Origin of the sequence: Acinetobacter sp. YH12226, assembly GCF_013417805.1 — a bacterium.
Taxonomy (GTDB): domain Bacteria; phylum Pseudomonadota; class Gammaproteobacteria; order Pseudomonadales; family Moraxellaceae; genus Acinetobacter.
This window is the reverse complement of sequence record NZ_VPDG01000007.1, coordinates 132999-149354: the sequence shown is the minus strand read 5'-3', so window position 1 is coordinate 149354 and position 16356 is coordinate 132999. Positions and strand designations below refer to the sequence as shown.

Annotated in this window: 18 protein-coding genes; 7 read left to right on the top strand and 11 right to left on the bottom strand. The window is 45.7% G+C overall.

What is annotated here, in order from left to right; genetic code table 11:
* Positions 1 to 77 precede the first annotated feature (77 nt).
* The 4 genes from FTV08_RS09440 to ubiG all read right to left on the bottom strand — a co-directional run bounded on the left by FTV08_RS09440 (position 78) and on the right by ubiG (position 2854).
* Positions 78 to 497, bottom strand: a complete 420-nt coding sequence (locus FTV08_RS09440) for a hypothetical protein (protein ID WP_004281232.1) — start codon at positions 495 to 497, stop codon at positions 78 to 80.
* A gap of 156 nt (positions 498 to 653) precedes the next feature.
* Complete coding sequence (locus tag FTV08_RS09435; protein WP_005094903.1) at positions 654 to 1400, bottom strand: YciK family oxidoreductase; 747 nt, start codon at positions 1398 to 1400, stop codon at positions 654 to 656.
* Positions 1401 to 1439: 39 nt separating this feature from the next.
* Positions 1440 to 2129 (bottom strand): HAD family hydrolase, encoded by a 690-nt coding sequence (locus FTV08_RS09430; RefSeq protein ID WP_180087185.1) that lies wholly within the window; start codon positions 2127 to 2129, stop codon positions 1440 to 1442.
* Positions 2126 to 2854: a bifunctional 2-polyprenyl-6-hydroxyphenol methylase/3-demethylubiquinol 3-O-methyltransferase UbiG gene (gene ubiG, locus FTV08_RS09425; protein WP_004729050.1), complete on the bottom strand. Its 729-nt coding sequence runs from the start codon at positions 2852 to 2854 to the stop codon at positions 2126 to 2128. The genes FTV08_RS09430 and ubiG overlap by 4 nt, the downstream gene beginning before the upstream one ends.
* Before the next feature lie 227 nt (positions 2855 to 3081).
* On the opposite strand from ubiG, the gene FTV08_RS09420 reads away from it, so the two are divergent.
* Positions 3082 to 3696 carry a thiol:disulfide interchange protein DsbA/DsbL gene (locus tag FTV08_RS09420; RefSeq protein ID WP_005094908.1) on the top strand — a complete coding sequence of 205 codons (615 nt, stop codon included), beginning with the start codon at positions 3082 to 3084 and terminating at the stop codon, positions 3694 to 3696.
* A gap of 53 nt (positions 3697 to 3749) precedes the next feature.
* Here FTV08_RS09420 and FTV08_RS09415 read toward each other — a convergent pair whose 3' ends face one another.
* Complete coding sequence (locus FTV08_RS09415) at positions 3750 to 4451, bottom strand: TetR family transcriptional regulator (protein ID WP_180087184.1); 702 nt, start codon at positions 4449 to 4451, stop codon at positions 3750 to 3752.
* Positions 4452 to 4661: 210 nt separating this feature from the next.
* On the opposite strand from FTV08_RS09415, the gene rph reads away from it, so the two are divergent.
* Positions 4662 to 5378, top strand: a complete 717-nt coding sequence (rph, locus tag FTV08_RS09410) for a ribonuclease PH (RefSeq protein ID WP_004281238.1) — start codon at positions 4662 to 4664, stop codon at positions 5376 to 5378.
* A gap of 184 nt (positions 5379 to 5562) precedes the next feature.
* On the top strand, positions 5563 to 5760 hold the full coding sequence (locus tag FTV08_RS09405) for a hypothetical protein (RefSeq protein WP_180087183.1): 198 nt from the start codon (positions 5563 to 5565) through the stop codon (positions 5758 to 5760).
* A gap of 100 nt (positions 5761 to 5860) precedes the next feature.
* Here FTV08_RS09405 and nadC read toward each other — a convergent pair whose 3' ends face one another.
* Positions 5861 to 6706: a carboxylating nicotinate-nucleotide diphosphorylase gene (gene nadC, locus FTV08_RS09400; RefSeq protein WP_180087182.1), complete on the bottom strand. Its 846-nt coding sequence runs from the start codon at positions 6704 to 6706 to the stop codon at positions 5861 to 5863.
* Positions 6707 to 6888: 182 nt separating this feature from the next.
* Between nadC and ampD the strand changes: the two genes are divergently transcribed.
* Positions 6889 to 7479, top strand: a complete 591-nt coding sequence (gene ampD / locus FTV08_RS09395; RefSeq protein ID WP_180087181.1) for a 1,6-anhydro-N-acetylmuramyl-L-alanine amidase AmpD — start codon at positions 6889 to 6891, stop codon at positions 7477 to 7479.
* Positions 7480 to 7539: 60 nt separating this feature from the next.
* On the top strand, positions 7540 to 9090 hold the full coding sequence (gene murJ / locus FTV08_RS09390) for a murein biosynthesis integral membrane protein MurJ (protein ID WP_180087180.1): 1551 nt from the start codon (positions 7540 to 7542) through the stop codon (positions 9088 to 9090).
* A 125-nt stretch (positions 9091 to 9215) separates the two neighbouring features.
* On the opposite strand, the gene FTV08_RS09385 is transcribed toward murJ, so the two are convergent.
* Positions 9216 to 9374 (bottom strand): DUF1328 domain-containing protein, encoded by a 159-nt coding sequence (locus FTV08_RS09385; RefSeq protein ID WP_004647174.1) that lies wholly within the window; start codon positions 9372 to 9374, stop codon positions 9216 to 9218.
* 192 nt (positions 9375 to 9566) lie between these two features.
* On the opposite strand from FTV08_RS09385, the gene FTV08_RS09380 reads away from it, so the two are divergent.
* Positions 9567 to 10019, top strand: a complete 453-nt coding sequence (locus FTV08_RS09380; protein WP_180087179.1) for a YcgN family cysteine cluster protein — start codon at positions 9567 to 9569, stop codon at positions 10017 to 10019.
* Between the two features lie 19 nt (positions 10020 to 10038).
* Here FTV08_RS09380 and FTV08_RS09375 read toward each other — a convergent pair whose 3' ends face one another.
* Positions 10039 to 12177: a bifunctional diguanylate cyclase/phosphodiesterase gene (locus FTV08_RS09375; protein ID WP_180087178.1), complete on the bottom strand. Its 2139-nt coding sequence runs from the start codon at positions 12175 to 12177 to the stop codon at positions 10039 to 10041.
* Positions 12178 to 12440: 263 nt separating this feature from the next.
* Here FTV08_RS09375 and FTV08_RS09370 point away from each other — a divergent pair, with 263 nt between their 5' ends.
* Positions 12441 to 13715: a replication-associated recombination protein A gene (locus tag FTV08_RS09370; RefSeq protein WP_180087177.1), complete on the top strand. Its 1275-nt coding sequence runs from the start codon at positions 12441 to 12443 to the stop codon at positions 13713 to 13715.
* A 302-nt stretch (positions 13716 to 14017) separates the two neighbouring features.
* Here the strand turns inward: FTV08_RS09370 and purC are convergent, their stop codons facing one another.
* Genes purC through dapA form a run of 3 tightly spaced genes read right to left on the bottom strand, consistent with a single transcriptional unit; the run spans position 14018 to position 16293 of the window.
* Positions 14018 to 14737 (bottom strand): phosphoribosylaminoimidazolesuccinocarboxamide synthase, encoded by a 720-nt coding sequence (purC, locus tag FTV08_RS09365; RefSeq protein ID WP_180087176.1) that lies wholly within the window; start codon positions 14735 to 14737, stop codon positions 14018 to 14020.
* A gap of 36 nt (positions 14738 to 14773) precedes the next feature.
* On the bottom strand, positions 14774 to 15379 hold the full coding sequence (locus FTV08_RS09360; protein ID WP_180087175.1) for a lipoprotein-34 precursor (NlpB): 606 nt from the start codon (positions 15377 to 15379) through the stop codon (positions 14774 to 14776).
* A 14-nt stretch (positions 15380 to 15393) separates the two neighbouring features.
* Entirely contained in the window at positions 15394 to 16293 is a 900-nt protein-coding gene (gene dapA / locus FTV08_RS09355) for a 4-hydroxy-tetrahydrodipicolinate synthase (protein ID WP_004281249.1), read from the bottom strand.
* Positions 16294 to 16356: the final 63 nt, after the last annotated feature.

Here is a 16356-nt window from a genome sequence, read left to right as displayed (position 1 = left end):
TGTTATTTTTTGCAGGATTTTAAGAAAAAAAGGGCACTTTATCGAAAAGTGCCCAAGATTATTAAATGACCCGACTTTTAATAAGCGTAGTTCAGGTCAGTATAATCGTTGAGTGATTTCTGCACATGCGCCTGAATAAAGGCACGTACATCCTCGGCCGTCATGGCTTTGCCCTGATTGCTGATGACATGTTCGATTTCTGGCTGACCTTCAATTTTAATGCGATAAACAAAATGCTTGGCCAGACGATAACTGTCGTCTAATTTTTCAATGCCAGTCACATAATAATAGGCATGTTCAAAATTCAGATCCTGATGTGAAAATACAAATTGCTCGAACAATTTGAGTTTCTGAGCATTTTCGAGTGCTTTGATGTCATCCACGATACTGGCTTCAAACTTGGTGCCGTATTTCTCTGAAATAGGCTGTTGATCAATCAGCAGCGACACCATGCCATCGTCTAAATGGGTCACCGTAATATTGTTTAATTCAGTCATGATGCACTCGAGTGAAATATAGTGGGGCTTAGTATGCTGTTATTTTAATGAAACTCAATGCGAGCGGGGTGAACTTACTTAAGATTTATGCGCTGAATATGACTAAAAATGAAATAAAAAGGGAGCGATTGCTCCCTGAATGACAGACAGAATAATTTAATCCTGTGCATCAATACTCTGGCCATTCATATGCAGGCTGTCATTACCCATCAAATATAGATAAGCCGGCATGATTGAATCGGGGGTAGGCAGGGTTTTCGGATCTTCATTCGGATAGGCCTTGGCGCGCATGGCAGTCCGCGTTGCCCCGGGATTGATGCAGTTATAACGGATATTCGGATGTACCTGCTCTTTGGCAAATAACTGGCTTACCGCTTCAATAGCAATTTTAGAAACCGAATACGCACCCCAGCGTTCGCGGGCTTCGCGGCCTACACCTGAGCTGGCAAAAACCACTGAAGCATGTTCAGATTTGGATAATAGCGGCAGCAGGGCCTGGGTCATGACAAAGGGTGCACGCAGATTGACCGCCATCACATCATCCCAGACGTTGACCGGATAATCCGCCAAGGGAACCCGTTCACCTAAAATGCCGGCATTGTGCAGAATACCGTCCAGACGACCAAACTGACGGTCTAGCGTATCAAGCAAAAGCTCATAATCACGTTCTGAAGCACTTGATAGTTGTAGCGGCAAGATGGCAGGTTGCGGCGCACCCAAACTTTCAATTTCATCATAAATGACTTCGAGTTTGTTTAAGGTACGCCCATGCAACACCACAGTTGCGCCATGCAAGGCATAACTGATTGCTGCTGCACGTCCAATGCCATCGCCCGCACCTGTGATCAGGATGATACGATCCTTGAGCAGATCGGGGCGAGGTTGATATGCTGAATATTTCATTATCTACCTCCTCATTTCTTATTATTTAGTGTTAAGCGTTCAAGATACCGCAGTATGCTGCTTCAGTACCAGTGTCTGAATCAATTGATGTAATTCTGCCACAGTATGCACGATATGGTCGGCCTGCCAGGCGTTTAAATCGTCTTTGTATTGAAACGGCAAATAACCATAAGCAGCCAGAATGGTCAGCATCTGGGCATGACGGCCGGCATCAATATCTCGGGGATGATCTCCGACATAGATACAGTCTTCCGCGGCAAGATTCAGTTGCTTGGCTGCCAGATACATCGGTTCAGGATCAGGTTTGGTGCGGGTGACATCTTCAGGGCACACCAGTACCGCACAGCGTTCACTCAAATTCAGCGCTTGCAATAAAGCTTCACTGAGCCAGCGCGGTTTATTGGTCACAATCCCCCAAGGAATGTCATTTTCCTCTAGCTGTTCAAGTAATGGATACATGCCATCAAACAGATCGGTATCGACCGCAATATCTGCGCCGTACATGTCCAGAAAGCGCTGACGGTGTTGCAGAAAGACCGAATCTTCTAGTTGCAGTTCCGGATAAACCAGTTTCACCATAGCGCGAGCGCCTTCGGAGACCTGGGTACGAATCAGCTCGGGTGCAACCAGTGGGCGGCCTTCTTCACGGCACATCTGCTGGATAATTCGGATAAAATCGGCAGCGGTATCAATCAGGGTTCCATCTAGGTCAAATAAAACGGCTTTCATGCTGTGGTCTCTGCTGCGCTATCTTTCACGGTATAAACCATGTAGTTCACATCAACATTCGGTGCCAGCCAATAACGCTTGGTCAGCGGATTATAGTGCAGACCGGTCATGTCTTTGAGCTTTAAACCAGCGTTACGAATATCATGTGCCAGTTCAGACGGCTTGATAAATTTGCTGTAATCATGGGTGCCTTTGGCCAGCATGCGCAAGACATATTCTGCCCCGATAATCGCAAATAAATAGGACTTTGGATTACGGTTAATGGTCGAGAAGAATACATGACCACCTGGCTTGACCAGCTTGTGACAGGCCTGAATAATCGATGCCGGATCTGGCACATGCTCTAGCATTTCCATGCAGGTCACGATGTCATATTGGCCAGCCTGTTCCTCTGCCAGTTGCTCAACCGGCACCTGACGATATTCAATATTGTTCACACCTTCCTGTTCGGCATGGATGCGTGCCACATTTAAAGGGGCTGCGCCCATATCAATCCCGAGTACATCGGCACCGCGTCGCGCCATGCTTTCGGCCAGAATACCGCCACCACAGCCGACATCCAGCACTTTTTTGCCGCTCAGGCCTCCGGCATGTTCATCAATCCAGTTTAAACGCAGTGGATTAATCATGTGCAAGGGGCGGAACTCGGAATGCTGATCCCACCATATAGCTGCAAATGCTTCAAACTTGGCAATTTCTTGTGGATCAACATTCAATTGCGACATCGGTGTCACCTCAATCAGTCATGATTAGCTAAAAATATATATGTGCCGAATGGCCAGAGAAACTGATTTAAAACCTTGCAAATCAGTTCGATGGTTTAGTGTAGCGATTCTGGCAGAAAAAGCGATAAAAGCAGCAAAAAAGTTCACAGAATGAAAACGAAACCGGCATAATTGATTTATAGTGAACACATAAACTAAGCATAATGATTTAGAGGACGATAATCCGAATGAAAAAATTCCTTTTAGGCGCTGTTGCCGCATCTGTTTTGGCCTTTTCAGGCAATGCTATGGCCAATTTTGTGGCAGGTCAGGACTATCAGGTGGTTGCAAAACCAGTCAAAGTCGAAAAACCGGGCAGAATTGAGGTACGTGAATTCTTCTGGTACGGCTGTGGTCACTGTTTCGCGCTTGAACCACATATGCAGGGCTGGTTGAAAAAATTACCAAAAGATGTACGTTTTGTACGTACGCCGGCTGCAATGAATCCACTCTGGGAACAGGCAGCGCGTGCTTATTATGTGTCTGAAGCATTGGGTGTGCGTCAAAAAGCACATTTACAATTATTTCATGATATTCATGACAAGCAACGTCCAATTTTAGAACAGGCACAACTGGCCAAGTTCTATACCCGCTATGGTATTTCTGAAGCGAAATTTAACAGCACCTATAAATCTTTCCCGATCACTTCGAAAATTGCCCAAGCCAAAAATCTGGCTGCTCAGTATCAGTTAAGTGGTGTTCCGGCAGTGACCGTGAATGGTAAATATATTGTGCAGGGTAATGATGCCAAAGTCATTCAGGTGGTGAATTACCTGATCGAAAAAGAGCGTAAAGCCAAATAAGTCTGAACTGACGATCACTAAAAAAACCTGCATCATGATGCAGGTTTTTTTATTTAGACTGGAGGAATGACCGCTTCATTGAGCACAGGACTTGCGGTTTCAACTGTTTTGGCAGGTCGCCGGTACCAGTGCAAAATGCCACGTAGCAAGAGCTGCATCTGTAGCACGCTTTGGGTTTTAAATGCATTGGATTGGGCGCGTCGCAGCTCTGCATCAGCCTGATGCTGCAGATGAATCCAGCCCATGGCCCAGTTCAGGGACAGCTCAATCAGCATCTGTGCCAATGCCTGCAAGTCCTGTGGCGCCTGAATATGTCGGGTCGATTGCATCTTGGCCAGTTCATGCATGACATCTTCAGCCAGAAAATGAATTTCTCGTTCAATGCCGGCACGTAACACGTCTGAACCGCCCCAACGTTCTGCAACAAAAAAAATCCAGGGTTCAGGATGGTATTCGACGGCCTGAAAAAACAGTTCAAGCCCGGTTTGGGTTCGGGTATTCGGCTGATACAGATAGGCCTGCCCCAGCTGATTGAGTACACCCTTGATATGAATCGCAACCTGATCCAGCAATTCCAGACCCAACTGGTTCATATCCTGAAAGTGCCGATAGAACGCCGTCGGTACCACTCCGACTGCATTCGCAACTTCCCGCAGACTGATCGTGCTGAAAGCGCGGCCCTGATTGCTGAATGCCAGTGTCGCATCGAGTAGTGCCTGATGACTTTGCTGCTTGCGATCTTCACGTAAGGACATAAATGGGTTTCCTATCACCGGCTTCCCTTATAGGGAGTTTTAGTCTAGCAAAAATTAAATCAAAGCGTAGTGCCACAGATCGGCAGAATTTTGACATCTCATAACGAGCTGATGCATTGATTTTGTAAATGAATCACCCGGCTGCCTAATCTTGGCAAAGGCTTCTGCTATACTGAGCCGCAATTATTTTGAACCCATACAGGACTTATTATGCGTATCGACCAGCGAGCATTAGATCAATTACGTGAAGTGAAAATTACCCGTAACTATACACGTTATGCGGAAGGCTCTGTATTGGTTGAATTTGGTCATACCAAAGTACTGTGCACTGCCAGTGTGGATAGTTCTGTACCGCGTTTCCTCAAAGGTCAGGGCCAGGGCTGGGTAACTGCTGAATATGGTATGTTGCCACGTTCAACCCATACCCGTAGTGACCGTGAAGCGGCACGTGGCAAACAGAGTGGCCGTACCCAGGAAATTCAGCGTCTGATTGGTCGTAGCTTGCGCTCAATGGTCGATCTGAAAAAACTCGGTGAAAATACCATTACTATCGACTGTGACGTAATTCAGGCCGATGGTGGCACCCGTACTGCAGCGATTACCGGTGCTGCGGTAGCCTTGGTCGATGCCATGAACGTCTTGCTGGAAAGAAAAAAAATCAAACATGATCCATTAAAAGGTTTGGTGGCTGCGGTTTCTGTGGGTATTTTTAAAGATGAAGTTTTACTGGATCTTTGCTATGAAGAAGATTCAAACTGTCAAACCGATTTGAACGTGGTGATGACTCAGGCCGGTGAATTTATTGAAATTCAAGGCACTGCAGAAGATAAGCCATTTACTCGCGCACAATCGAATGCCATGCTGGAAATGGCCGAGAAAGGCATTCAGGAACTGGTTAAAAAACAGCAAGAAGCTTTAGGCTGGTAATCTATTCCATGTTAATAAACGCATCTCCGGATGCGTTTTTTTATGCCTGAAATTTTACTCTGCAACTATATTGTTCAAAAACTGCATTAAGAACTTTCTGACAAAAAGCCGACATGAATCGGCTATATCTGAACCGGTTTTGCATTGATATTGGATCAGGTGAGATCACAATGAGGAATGCGACATGAAACAGTGGCTTTGTACAATTTCATTGCTGGGTGTGTTTGGGTTAACTGCCTGCGACTGGAGCAATAATCGTGAAGATGACGAGCGTTCAGTGTTAAATCAGGATCGTGATGAGGATAACGGAAGATATAACGACCGTGATGGTGACGATGATGACCGCGATCGCCGAGGTAATCGGGATGACGATGATGATTAAGGTCTAAAATAGAAAATTGAGCAAAATATACGCAAAAAAAATTTCTAAAAATAAAAAAAGGGTGCTTCGCACCCTCTACGGTCATCTATCCCATCTAGGCTTAAGCATTGAAACGCATCGACAGATCAATGGCTTTGAGATCTTTGGTCAGCACGCCCATGGAAATATAATCTACTCCGGTACTCGCGACTTCACGTAAATTATCAATGGTGATATTACCTGAGGCTTCCAGTTTGCAGCGACCGGCCACATGTTGCACCGCGTCGATCATCTGCTGCTGACTGAAATTATCCAGCATCACAATATCAGCATGGGCTTCGAGTGCCTGATTCAGCTCATCCCAGGTTTCGACTTCAACTTCGACAGGCTTACCCGGTGCAATTTGATGGGCCTTGGCAATCGCCTGCGCAATACCACCCGCTGCCATAATATGATTTTCTTTAATCAAAAAGGCATCGAACAGGCCCAGACGATGGTTCTGACCACCACCAATGGCTACGGCATATTTTTGTGCGATACGCAGGCCCGGCAGCGTCTTACGGGTATCTAATAATTTGGTGTTTAAACCTTGCAGCTCTTTGACATAATGGAAGGTTTTAGTCGCAACCGCAGACAGCGTCTGGACAAAGTTTAGCGCAGGGCGCTCCACGGTGAGTAAGCTGCGCGCAGATCCGGCCAGTTTTAAAAATGCTTCATTGGCTTGAACATGATCGCCATCATTTTTCAGCCAGCTCACTTCAATGCTTGGATCATAGGCCTGAATCAAGGCATTCACCCAAGGCTGACCAGCCAAGACCATGTCTTCACGGCTGATGATGGTGGCAGTGGCCTGTTCATCTTCAGGGGTCAGCAGGGCGGTAATATCACCGTCACCAATATCTTCTGAAAGTGCTTGTTGAATATTGATCTGAATTGACTGGTCTAGCAAAGCTTGAGATATGCGCATGAGTATTTCCGTATCTTTTTTAAGCCGTGAAAATTGCGCCTTATCTTAGCACCGTTACATAAAAGATGAGCGATTTTTCATCCAGTTTGCTGGGATGAATTGAGATTTCTCCTTGAAAGTTTTAGCATGAAGCCGGCTGCAATGCTGATCTTGCAGATTTTATTTTTGGGGAGAACGGTTTTATGCAACAGGCAGCTGAGTTTCAGGTCAAGGACGGGCAACTAATCGGTGCACGTCAAATCCCGTCTCCCAATTTTAATCAGCGGCCAGAACAGACCGAGATTCAATTGCTGGTGATTCACAATATCAGCCTGCCACCTTCACAGTTTGGCGGTGGTTATATTGAACAGTTTTTTCAGAATCAGCTGGACTGGTCCGTACATCCTTATTTTCAAACCATTGAAGGGATGCAGGTGTCGACCCATCTGCTAATTTTAAGAACGGGAGAAGTACTGCAATTTGTTAATTTCAATGACCGTGCCTGGCATGCCGGCCGCTCGACCTATTTGGGCAAAAAAGAATGTAATGATTATTCGATCGGGATCGAGCTGGAAGGCAGTGATGACTTGCCTTTTTCAGCTGAACAATATCAGGCCTTGGTAAAAGTCACGGCCTGTCTGCAACAGCATTATTCTAAGATTCAGCAGCATATCGCCGGACATTCGGATATTGCGCCGGGTCGCAAGACCGATCCAGGACCGTATTTTAACTGGGCTGATTTTCGTACACAGTTACAGCATTATAAAAACACCTCAAGCTTGCTTGCGGGATGAAATTAAGCAATGAACTTCTGACAAAAGTTTCATTACAATAGCCACAAATTTATACATTAGGTGAATAGGATGGCGCTTTGGCGTTCGACCGTTATTGTCAGTGCGATGACCATGTTGTCACGCGTACTGGGATTGGTTCGAGATATTGTTTTACTGAATGTCTTTGGTGCTGGTAAAGACTTCGATACCTTCGTAGTCGCATTTCGTATTCCAAACTTTTTCAGGCGTTTATTTGCCGAAGGCGCATTTTCACAGGCGTTTATTCCGGTACTGACCGAATATAAAACCAGTCGCACGCATACCGAAGTCCAGATCCTGATCAGCCGGGTGTTTGGCTGTCTGGCCACGGTGATGACCACGCTGACCATGGTCGCGATCATTGCTGCGCCATTGATTATGTATATCTATGCGCCCGGTTTCCATAGCGACCCTGAAAAATTCGCTCTGGCGACTGACATGTTCCGCCTGACCATTCCTTATTTGCTATTCATGTCACTGACGGCTTTTGCCAGCAGTATTCTGAACAGTTATGGCTCTTTCAGTACCCCGGCATTTGCACCGGTCTTGCTGAATGTGGCGATGATTGCCGGAGCGCTCTGGCTTACGCCTTATATGGCCGAGCCGATTATGGCGCTGGGCTGGGCAGTGATCATTGCCGGTATTTTACAGCTGGCGATCCAGATTCCTGAATTGTGGCGTAAAAATCTGCTGATTCCACCGAAAATTGACTTCAAGCATGAAGGCGTAGATCGCATCATGAAGTTGATGCTGCCGGCATTATTTGGTGTATCTGTCACGCAAATTAACCTGCTATTAAATACCATCTGGGCCTCGTTCATGCAGGATGGTTCGGTGTCCTGGCTGTATAGTGCCGAGCGTATGACCGAATTGCCGCTGGGTCTGATCGGTGTTGCGATTGGAACCGTGATTCTGCCGTCCTTATCTGCACGGCATACTGAACAGAACCCAGAAAAATTCCGTGGCATGATGGACTGGGCAGCTAAAGTGATTGTGATGGCAGGCCTACCCGCCAGTATTGCGCTGTTTATGCTGTCGACTCCGATTATTCAGGCTCTGTTTGAACGTGGTCAGTTCACCTTTGAAGATACCCAGATGACGGCTTTGGCACTGCAATGTATGAGCGGTGGTGTGATTGCCTTTATGTTGATTAAAGTCTTTGCACCCGGATTTTATGCAAAGCAGGATACCAGAACCCCGGTGCGTGTCGGTCTGATGGCTGTGGCAGCCAATGCGATTCTGAACGTGATCTTTATCGGTTTCTTCAAGCTGATTGACTGGGAAGCAGAGCATATGGCCCTTGCGCTGGCGTCAACGGGTTCAGCGATGGTCAATGCCGGTTTGCTTTATTACTATCTGCATAAGCGTGATATTTTCCGTTTTGGTTCGCACTGGAAAAAAATCTTCCTGCAATTCATGTTTGCCAATGTGGTGATGATTGCGGCTCTGGCCTCTGCCCTGAGCTGGTATAACGCAGATGTGTCGCAATGGATGCGTGTTTTAGAAGTGGTGATCTTATGTGTTGTCGGTGTGGTGGCGTATGTTGCAGCCTTGCTGGTGGCAGGTTTTAGACCACGTCATTTAAAGCCTTAAGTTGATATTGAAAGAAGTATCTTTGATCAAAACAGATCATTAAAGATACCCATAAAAAAACAAGAGCCAGAAGGCTCTTGTTTTTTTGAAAGCTAACACTTGCTTTGAAAAGGTCTAGCGTAAATCTAAACCTTGCCGCGCGAAAGAAAACCAACGATCGCAAGAATCACCGCAATTACCAACAAGATAATTGCAAAATCCTTAGACAAGCCTGCGACGCCACCGAAACCAAGTAGACTCGCAATTAATGCAATAACAGCAAAAATAATAGCCCAGCGAAACATATATATTCTCCATGTGTTTTTATTTTCAAATTTAGTATAGAAATAAACGATTCCAGCGACTGTTAGTGTTTTGTTGATGAACTGTCTATGATTTAACAATAGTTTACGTGATAGTAATAAGAATTTGAGGCGGTAGGTCTGCAGGGTTCGGGCTGCTATAATAAGCTGATTTTTGAATGTGCCGACCTGATCATGAGCGATACTTTACGTCCCGAATTCTGGAAAAACTATTCACTTGCTGAACTGACGCAAGTCGAGTGGGAGGCCTTGTGTGATGGTTGCGGATTATGTTGTCTGATTAAACTGGAAGACGAAGATACCCAGGAAGTCGCATATACCAAAGTGGCTTGCAAACTACTGGATTGTAGCACTGCGCGTTGTTCCAATTATCCGGATCGCCTGCAATATGTGCCGGACTGTATTCAGCTTACGCCAGAGAAGCTGGAAACGATTCACTGGTTGCCTTCGAGTTGTGCCTATCGTCGGGTAGAGCAGGGTAAAAGCCTGCCATCTTGGCATTATCTGATTAGCGGTTCACGGGAAAGTGTGATTCAGGCACGCAAGTCGGCAGCAGGGCGCTGCCTGAGTGAAGCCGATATTCATGAAGATGACATCGAAGACTATATCGTACGCTGGGTGCGTTGAATCTGCCTGCGTGATTCGTTTATTGATTTGCCGGCTGCAGTAGGGCCTGAGCCGAAGCACCGGCCATCGGACGATAGAAATAAAAGCCTTGTCCAATCTGACAGTCACAATGGATCAGGGTATCGAGTTGTTCGGTATTTTCGATGCCTTCGACCAGAACATCCAAAGCAATACTGGAACCAATCTGGGTAATGGCTTTGACAATCGCCAAGGCGGACGGGTCACTGTTCATACGCTCGACGAAGTTGCGGTCAATTTTGATGCAATCCACCGGATAGTCTTGTAAACGGGTTAGTGAAGAATGCCCGGTGCCGAAATCATCCAGTGAGATCTGGATTCCGGCCTGTTTCAGTAGGTTCAGGGCCCGGATCACATAATTGGCACCATGCTCGGACAGGCTTTGTTCAGTAATTTCCAGTTCCACCTTATGCGCAGGAATATCAAAATTGGACAGGCGGGCCAACATTTTTTCAGCATAGTCATCGCGCAAAAATTCAACCGGTGCAGCATTGATTGAAATCGGTAACAGATCCAGTCCTTGGGCCTGCCAGCGACTCATATCGGCAAAGACTTTCAGTTGCATGGTTTCACTGATACGTGAGGCCAGCTCATAGTCCTGAAAGGCAGCAAAAATCTCGGAAGGCAGTTGCACCTGCTGATCCTGATCTTGCCAGCGTAACAGTGCTTCAAAACCAATCACCACACCATCAGACAGACGGACTTTGGGTTGATAGTAGGGAATGATCTGATCGGCCAGAATAATCTTGCGTGCCAGGGTCAGCTGCCTGGTCATATTTTCCAGTGAGCCGCACATGTCCTGACTAAACATGCGAATGCCACCACGTCCACTATTTTTCAGATCATTTAAGGCAATGTCGGCACATTTCAACAGGTTCGAAGTATTTAATGCATCACGTGGATAGATAGCACAGCCAATACTCATGGCACTGCTGATACTGTCGCCAATATAATTGATCGGTTGATCCAGCTGGCTATAGGCCAGTTGCGCCGTGGCCAGCAGCTGTTCTTCACTTTCCAGATTTTTCACCAGAACCGCAAATTCATCTCCACCCAAACGGGCCACAATGGTATTCGGGCCGAAACAGGCCTGGAAACGCTGACCCAGAACATGGAGTAGATGATCGCCAGCAATATGACCCAGGGTGTCATTGATGTGCCGGAAATAATCCAGATCAATCAGCAGTAGACCCGCCTTGGTCTGCTGTTGTTGCGCTTTCCATAGCACCTGTTTAAAGGTTTTATAGAAGGTACTGCGATTATACAGACCAGTCAGTTCATCTCGTTTAATGGCTTCTTTTAAGCGGGTTTCTGCAATTTTTTGCTGGCTGATATTGCGTGAGACACAGAGGATGCTTTGGGTAATATTGTGCTGATCCAGAATCGGGGTCAGCAGATGATCCCAATATTGGATCGGCTGGTCTTTGCTCTGAATTTTACTAGAAAAACGGCTATTTAAGCCTAGGGCTGCCTGTTTCAGTGCGCGTTGTCCGGATTTTCGGGCTTCAGGTGCTAAACGGTTCAACCAGGACAATGAACTGTCCTGAGCCTGCGCGACGGTTTCGGTTTCCGCAATCAGGCCACAGCACTGGTTACTATGCCGAATTTGACCTTCAGGACTGATAATATGGATGCAGTCTGCGCTGGCATCCAGCATATTTTCCTGGGTTGAAACGATTTGAGACAGTTGCTGCTGGATTTCAAAATAATCATGCACATCGGTCAGGGAAACGGCCCATTGCAGCAAATGTTCAGGTTCATGATGAAATTTTACGGCTAGGGTACACATGCGATAATGGGTATCACTGCGTTTAATCCGGCACTGGGTTTCAAAATTCTGATGCTGATCCAGCGCAGCATGCCACTGCGCTAAAAATAGCTGCAAGTCCTCGGTATGAATAAAACTCTGCCATTGCAGATGGCCCTGTTCATTCAGGTTCATGCCAAGATAATCAGTCATGGCATCGTTAAAATATTGCAGATGTTGTTTGTTGCTGACCCACAAGGGTTGCGGTAAGGCATCGATCAGATTTTTTAACAAAACCGATTCAGACAAGTGAACGTGGGGTGCAATCAGTGATGATGACGTCAGTGGCTTAGACCGACTCACAGCTCCCTGTTCAAATTTATCATGCTTCATGCATTCACCACTACAACCCAAAAGTGCCCAAGGGGCGAGATAAGTTTCTTTTAATTAGAATAAACAATATGAAAATTACACTGTAATTAATTCACAATTAATCATGTTCAAATTATTCACTTTTACAGAGATTAATTCATTCAGAATTAAAAAAATAGAGGATATCTACATAAATTAATTTTTTATGCTTGATGTTTGCATTCTTGGAATCAAAACTGCGGATGTTAGAATGAGATCATAATTTAGTTTGAGCCAATAATAACATGTCAGATAGTCATATCCCGCTTCCAGAACGTTTACGGCCACGTGACCTTACACAGATTATCGGGCAGGAACATTTGCTGGGGGAACATGCGCCCTTACGCCAGATGATTGATCAGGGTCATCTGCCTTCGATTATTTTCTGGGGACCACCCGGAGTCGGAAAAACCACCATTGCCTTACTGCTGGCTCAAGCGGTAGACCGGCCTTTTATCAGCCTGTCTGCACTGAATACCGGCGTTAAAGAACTGCGTGAAATCATTGCAGAAGGTGGCGATTTGCTGACGCCAGTGGTGTTTATTGACGAAATTCACCGTTTTAATAAATCCCAGCAGGACGCTTTATTAAATGCGGTCGAGAAAGGGAAAATTACCTTAATTGGTGCTACCACTGAAAACCCGTCTTTTGAAGTGAATAGTGCTTTATTGTCACGTTGTCAGGTATATAGCCTGAATGCATTGAGCGCTGAATCGATTCAGACTTTGTTGACACAAGCCTTGCAAAATGACTCTTTCTTGCAGGAAAGACATATCCTGATTGAAGAATTTGATGCCCTGATCCAGTTCGCAGCAGGAGATGCCCGCAAGGCACTGAATTTGCTGGATCTGATTGCTAGTACCTTTGAAGCGGATATGGAAAATATCATCACCAATGCGGTGGTGGTCAAAGTCGCACAGCAGAATATTGCCCGTTATGACAAGTCCGGTGAACAGCACTATGATCTGGTCTCGGCCTTTATTAAATCAATTCGTGGCAGTGATCCGGATGCAGCCTTGTACTGGATGGCTCGCATGCTCAAAGGCGGCGAAGATCCGGTGTTTATTGCACGGCGCATGTTGATTGCCGCATCCGAAGATATCGGCAACTCGAATCCAAATGCCTTGCTATTGGCTGGTGAGTGTTTCCGTTCTGTGCAAGCCGTAGGCATGCCGGAATGCCGGATTATTTTGGGACAATGTGCGGTTTATCTGGCGACCAGTGCCAAAAGTAACAGTACTTATCTGGCGATTAACAAGGCGATGGAACTCGCAGATAAAACTTCAAATTTGCCAGTGCCTTTGCATTTAAGAAATGCGCCAACCAAGCTGATGAAAGAGCAGGGCTATGGCGTGGATTATCTGTATCCGCATAATTATCCTGAGCATTTTGTGCTACAGGAATATATGCCGCCAGAACTGAAGGATACCAAACTGTATGAATCAGCACGTAATAAACGTGAAGTTGAAGGGGAGCGTTTACAGCAACGCCGTTGGCAACAGCAACAACAGCAGCAATAAAGCTGGGTATCCCAACTAATTGAACAGATTAAAAAAAAGCCCAATTCAAGGCGAATTGGGCTGAAAGTAGGATGTTTTTGAGGGAGATAACATCCTAGAGGGTAGAGGAGAAATTTGGTCGGCAAATATGGAGTAAAGTGCGTCAACTCACTGATTTGCCTGGTATGAGATAATATTAATGCATGTGGTTTTTGATGTAAAAACGATCATTTTAATAATAAAAATTTATTTTTCCGATTAAAAGCCGAAAATAAAAAACCGAGCTAAAAAGCTCGGTTTTTTTGAATCTGCGCATTTACAGATTAGATGTTGTCCAGGTCGATACCTAAACGGTCAGCCACTTCTTCATAGGCTTCAACCACGCCGCCTAAACCTTGACGGAAACGGTCTTTATCCAGTTTTTTCTTGGTGTCTTTGTCCCATAGACGGCAACCGTCTGGAGAGAATTCATCACCCAGTACGATACGGTCGTGGAACACGCCGAATTCAAGTTTAAAATCGACCAGAATCATGTTACCTGCGTCAAACAATGCTTTAAGCACGTCATTCACTTGGTAAGTCAATTCTTTCATTTTCGCCAATTGTTCAGCAGTCGCCCAACCTAAAGCAATGGCTTGTGACTCATTGACCATTGGATCGCCAAGCGCATCATCTTTAAAGAACAATTCAAATGTTGGAGGAGTCAGTTCCTTGCCTTCTTCCACACCCAGGCGGCGGCATAAAGAACCTGCTGCATAGTTACGGATCACACATTCAACCGGGATCATATCCAGTTTTTTCACCAGCACTTCATTTGGAGTCAGTAGCTTTTCAAAGTGGGTCTCAATTCCCGCTTCTGCCAGTTTTTCCATGATGAAGGCGTTAAAACGGTTGTTCACCTTGCCTTTACGATCTAGTTGCTCAATTTTTTCGCCATTGAATGCTGAGGCATCATCGCGAAAGACTAAAATCAGATGGTCTGAACTGTCTGTGGTGTAGACAGATTTCGCTTTACCAGTATAGAGCAAGGTTTGTTTTAACATGAGGGAACCTTTTACAAAAAAAATGCCTAGAAATGTCTAGGCTGGCCAATTTTGGTAAATCTGGTTGAGCAGTTCTGCGGCTTTTTCACGGTCGGCAAAACTGTTATCGGCATTGAACACAGCGAGGTTATTACTTGAACCGACAGAAGATAATCTTAATACATAAGTCTGCTGATCGACCTTAATCGTGACTTCATAACGATTTTTGCTCTGAGCAACAATGCTATGATTCAGACTGCTGAGGGTGGCAAGTGTATATTGCCAAATTGTAGCAGAATTTCCCTCAATTTTAAGCAGCGGATTAAGATTTCCGTCAGTGACCAACTGTGGTTTACCCACCGTATTGGTTTCGGTCAGATCAGCTGTATTTGAGTTTTCAGTCTGGGCTTGTGGACGTGGCAAGGCAAAACGGTTGCCACGCTGGTTTTCAAGCTTCGGTGCATGTTCAATTGCAAGTGGATCAACTATTGGAGCAGGATACAATGGCGTTGCAGGACGAACCATGGCGCCTTCAGGATATTGTAAAGCTTCCAGGGTAGTAGTCTCTTTATAGTCTAAAGTGCCGTTATTAAAGGCCATTGAACTACAACCTGCCAAACTGAATACTGAAAGTGTAAGGCTAAGTCCTAAACGTAATTGCATAATCTTGTGCTCTTTTATTTAATAACGCCCGCTTCTACCAGTGCTTCATGAAGCGGAGCGCGATATTGTTCTGCAAGTGGTGTTAATGGAAGGCGAATACCTGTACCAATTAAGCCCATGTCATGGAGTGCCCATTTCACAGGAATTGGGTTCGATTCGCAAAATAAAATATTGTGTAAATTTGCAACCTGAGCATTTAGCTGTTCAGCTGTGGCTGCATCACCAGCAATGGCAGCGGCACACACTTCGCTCATGGCTTTCGGAGCCACGTTTGCCGTGACCGAGATATTACCTTTGGCGCCATGTCCGATCAGTTGATATGCAGTCGCATCATCACCCGAATAAACAGTCATATCTTTGCCTACAAGGCCTTGTAGCAATTCAGCACCGCGCGGTACATCGCCAGTCGCATCTTTAATACCGATAATTTGTGGAATATCCGCCAGACGAATCACGGTTTCATTGGCCATATCCACACCGGTACGGCCTGGAACATTATAAAGAATCTGTGGCAGGTCAACCGCTTCAGCAATGGCTTTATAATGCTGGTATAAGCCTTCCTGAGTCGGTTTATTATAATACGGCGTCACCAGTAAAGCGGCATCTGCCCCTAGCTCTTTGGCTTCGCGAGTCAGTTCGATCGCTTCACGGGTCGAGTTTGCACCTGTACCAGCAATAATAGGAATACGTTTGTTGGCCACACGAATGATTTCTTTGATCACCTGGGTGTGTTCACTCATGCTGAGAGTAGAGGCTTCGCCTGTCGTTCCAACAGCAACAATACTGTTGGTGCCCTCTGCAATATGCCATTCAACCAGCTTCTCGAGACCCTTCCAATCTACGCTGCCATCTTCAAACATAGGGGTGACGATTGCGACTATGGAACCTTGAATGGTCTGTGCTTGCTGAGTCATTTTAAAAAACTATCCTATTTGTCCATCCGAAAGGAATGAGAAAACATAAATTGGGATGGATTT